The 3347-nt window shown below is 74.6% G+C and carries 3 protein-coding genes; 1 reads left to right on the top strand and 2 read right to left on the bottom strand.

Annotation, left to right across the window (positions count from 1 at the left end):
* Window positions 1-947: transcription antitermination factor NusB (locus ACRDP3_RS25515; RefSeq protein ID WP_431519351.1), on the bottom strand; the 947-nt coding region annotated here is incomplete at its 3' end.
* Window positions 948-1246: 299 nt separating this feature from the next.
* Window positions 1247-2194, bottom strand: a complete 948-nt coding sequence (fmt, locus tag ACRDP3_RS25510) for a methionyl-tRNA formyltransferase (protein WP_431519350.1) — start codon at window positions 2192-2194, stop codon at window positions 1247-1249.
* Between the two features lie 294 nt (window positions 2195-2488).
* Between fmt and ACRDP3_RS25505 the strand changes: the two genes are divergently transcribed.
* Window positions 2489-3097, top strand: a complete 609-nt coding sequence (locus ACRDP3_RS25505) for a hypothetical protein (RefSeq protein ID WP_431519349.1) — start codon at window positions 2489-2491, stop codon at window positions 3095-3097.
* Window positions 3098-3347 lie beyond the last annotated feature (250 nt).

The raw sequence follows: 3347 nt of genomic DNA, 5'->3' as shown, positions 1-3347 counted from the left end.
GCGCCGCGCTGCGCGGCCAGCGCGGCGAGCAGGGCCGACTTGCCGCCGGGCCCGGCGCAGCCGTCGAGCCACAACTCGTCGCGGATGTCCGCCCGCTCACCGTCCGGGCCGCCCTGGCCGTCTGGTGCCAGCGGGGCGTTGGCAAGGGCGAGGGCGACGAGCTGGCTGCCCTCGTCCTGCACTCCTGCCCGCCCCTCCCGGACGGCGTCGAGTGCGCCGGGCTCGCCGCCCTCGGCGAGCCGCACGGCGTAGGGCGACCAGCGTCCGGGGACGGCGTCACCGGTGAGCAGTTCTTCGGGGGTGGCCCGGCCCGGGCGGGCGACGAGGGTGACCTCGGGCCGCTCGTTGTCCGCCGTCAGCAGCTCCGTCATGCCGCGGCTGCCGCCGCCGAGGGCGTCCCAGAGGGCCGAGACGATCCAGCGCGGATGCGCGTGCCGGACGGCGAGATGCTCCTCGGGATCGTCGTCGTAGGGCGGTGCGACGCGGTCGAGCCAGCCGTCCAGATCGTCGGCGGCTACCTTGCGGAGCACGGCGTTGACGAATTTGGCGCGCCCGTCGCCCAGCACCACACGGGCCAGTTCGACGGTCGCGCTCACTCCCGCGTGGGTGGGGATGCGGGTGCCCAGCAGTTGGTGCACGCCGAGTGCGAGCACGTCGAGCACCGGCGGGTCGACCTCCCGCAGCGGCCGGTCGACGCACTCGGCGATGATCGCGTCGTAGGTGCCCTGCCGGCGCAGCGTGCCGTAGACCAGTTCGGTGGCCAGGGCCGCGTCCCGGGTGTCGAAGTCCCCTTTGCCGCGGGCCTTCTGGAGCAGCGGCGGCAGTACGAGATTCGCGTACGCGTCACGCTCGTCGACCGCCCGCAGCGCCTCGAACGCGAGGATGCGGACCGGGTCCTTGCGGGGGCGGCGATAGGGCTGGGAGGGGCGGCGCGGCCGATTGCTCACGGGAAAAGGTGCTCCGGACTGCGATGACAAGGTGACTCCCCAGCGTACGCCCCTGTCCGACGGATCAGCTGAAGTCGGTTGCCGCAGTCGGTCGACCATGCTGCCGGACCCTCGTGTGGGTGGTGTCGCGCCGTAGCGGCAGATTAGTTCCGCCACAGCTGGGGGCACTCCCCCTGGCTTCGCCGGGGGGACCCCCACCCGGCGAAGCCAGGGGGAGGTCAACGACGACGGCGCGAGTCCGGCGGCCTGAAGACGGCCGCTACCACCACGTTCGTCTGACCGGCCCGACACGGCCTGGGTCACTCGCCCAGTCGCTCGCCCTCGCCCGTCCGCACCCCGCGGGCCCAGTCGGCGGCTCCCATCGGCTTCTTGCCCTGCGGCTGCACCTGCCGCAGCTCCACGGGGTGTGAACCGGTGCCCACCCACACGGAGTTCTTGCCCGCCAGCAGTTCACCCGCCGCCAGGTCGCGGCCTTCTGGCAGGGCGTGACCGGGCTGTGGCGTCAGCGCCAGCACCTTGAGCCGGTCGCCGCGGAAGACCGTCCAGGCACCCGGCGCGGGCGTGCAGCCGCGCACGAGGCGGTCCACCCGCAGGGCGGGCGCCGCCCAGTCGATCCGCGCGTTCTCGACGCTGAGTTTCGGCGCCAGGGAGATGCCCTCGTCCGGCTGCGGAACGGCCCGCAGGGTGCCGTCCTCGATGCCGTCCATCGTGGCGGCCAGCAGCCCGGAGCCCGCGACGGCGAGGCGGGCGAGCAGATCGCCGCTGGTGTCGGTGTGCCGCACCTCCTCGGTGATCACCCCGTACACCGGCCCGGAGTCCAGCCCCTCCTCGATCAGGAACGTGCTGGCGCCGGTCATCTCGTCCCCGGCCAGCAGCGCGTGCTGGACCGGCGCCGCGCCCCGCCAGGCGGGCAGCAGGGAGAAGTGGAGATTGACCCAGCCGTGCGCCGGCACGTCGAGGGCGGTACGGGGCAGCAGCGCGCCGTAGGCGACGACGGGGCAGCAGTCGGGCCCGATCGCGCGCAGCCGGGCGAGGAAGTCCTCGTCCCGTGGCCGGGCCGGCTTCAGGACCTCGATGCCCTTCTCCTCGGCCCGTAGGGCGACCGGGCTGGGCACCAGACGGCGTCCGCGCCCGGCCCGTGCGTCGGGCCGGGTGACCACGGCGGCGACCTCGTGCCGCTCCGCGGCGAGCAGGGCGTCCAGCGCGGGTACGGCGACCTCGGGGGTGCCGGCGAAGACGAGCTTCATCGGTGACGAACTACCTCTCGGGAAACGGCGGGTGTCGCGGACGGGTCGGTCGCGGACGGACGGTCGCGAAGGGCGGATGTTCCCTGCCGACGGGACGCGCAAGTCTACGGCCGGCCCGTCCCTCACGTTGCGCCGCCCGAGGGGGCGTACGGGCCGCCGCGCACCCCCGGCCTCCTTGCTCACGCCCCCTGGGGCGTGACCGGGGGACAGGTACCGCGTTGGTCAAGTGAGATTGACCGAAACGAGCCGTTCCGCGGCTCCTATCCTCCGCACGCCGGTTCGAGAGGCTTCTTCATGGCCGACCACGCAACCCACGACGCCCAGGCGAGGGCCAGCCTGCACCTGCTGGTGCGGGACATCGAGCGGGTCCGCCGCCAGGTCGACGCGCTGCGTACCCTCACCGCCCAGCTCGGCAACGTCTACCGCCCGCGACGCTCGAGCCCCTCCGCGGGCTTCGTCGTCTACGGGCGTGCTCCAGCCCCAACCGTGCGGCTTGCCCAGGAGTTGCGGGACAGCGTGGAGACCCTGGTCACCGCGGCGGTGGACTTCGACCGGTCGCTGGGCTTCTCCTGGGACGCGGTGGGCTCGGCCCTCGGCGTCACCAAGCAGGCCGTACACCGCCGTTACGGCGCGCGGCGCAACGCCGCACGCGAGCTCACCGACGTCCCCGAGCAGTCCGCCGACATGGCGACCGCCGCGGCGATCGCCCCCGCAGCGGCGATGCCCGCGGTTCCGGCGGCGGCCCTCCCCGGACCCGCCGCGATTCCGGGGCCGGTTGGGCCAGCCGCAGTTCCCGGTACCGGCGCGGTACGGGGACACCCGGTCCCGGCCGCCCGGCCCGTACCCGGGCAGCCCACCCGTGACCACAGACCGGGGCCCTTCCCCGGCCCCCGCAACGGCTGACTCCTCCACGGCCGTTGCCCCGCCGCCCGGTGCGCGCCGCACGCCACCGGGCGGTGTGCTGTCCGCAGACGCTCCTCCGGTGACGTCCGGCCGCTGCCTGCCGGGCGGGCGGACGGGCGGGTTCTCGGCGGACACCGCGGCGCGGCAGGCGCCCCAGCCGATGTCAGGTCAGCCGATGTCGGGTGGGTCCACCCTGATCTGCACGGGGCTCCCCTCGCGCCGCGCCAGCCGCGCCGCATGGGCCGTCTTC

The organism is Streptomyces sp. (genome assembly GCF_050698815.1).
Lineage (GTDB): Bacteria > Actinomycetota > Actinomycetes > Streptomycetales > Streptomycetaceae > Streptomyces.
Note: the sequence above shows the minus strand (reverse complement) of the source record. Positions and strands in the feature narration are given on the sequence as shown.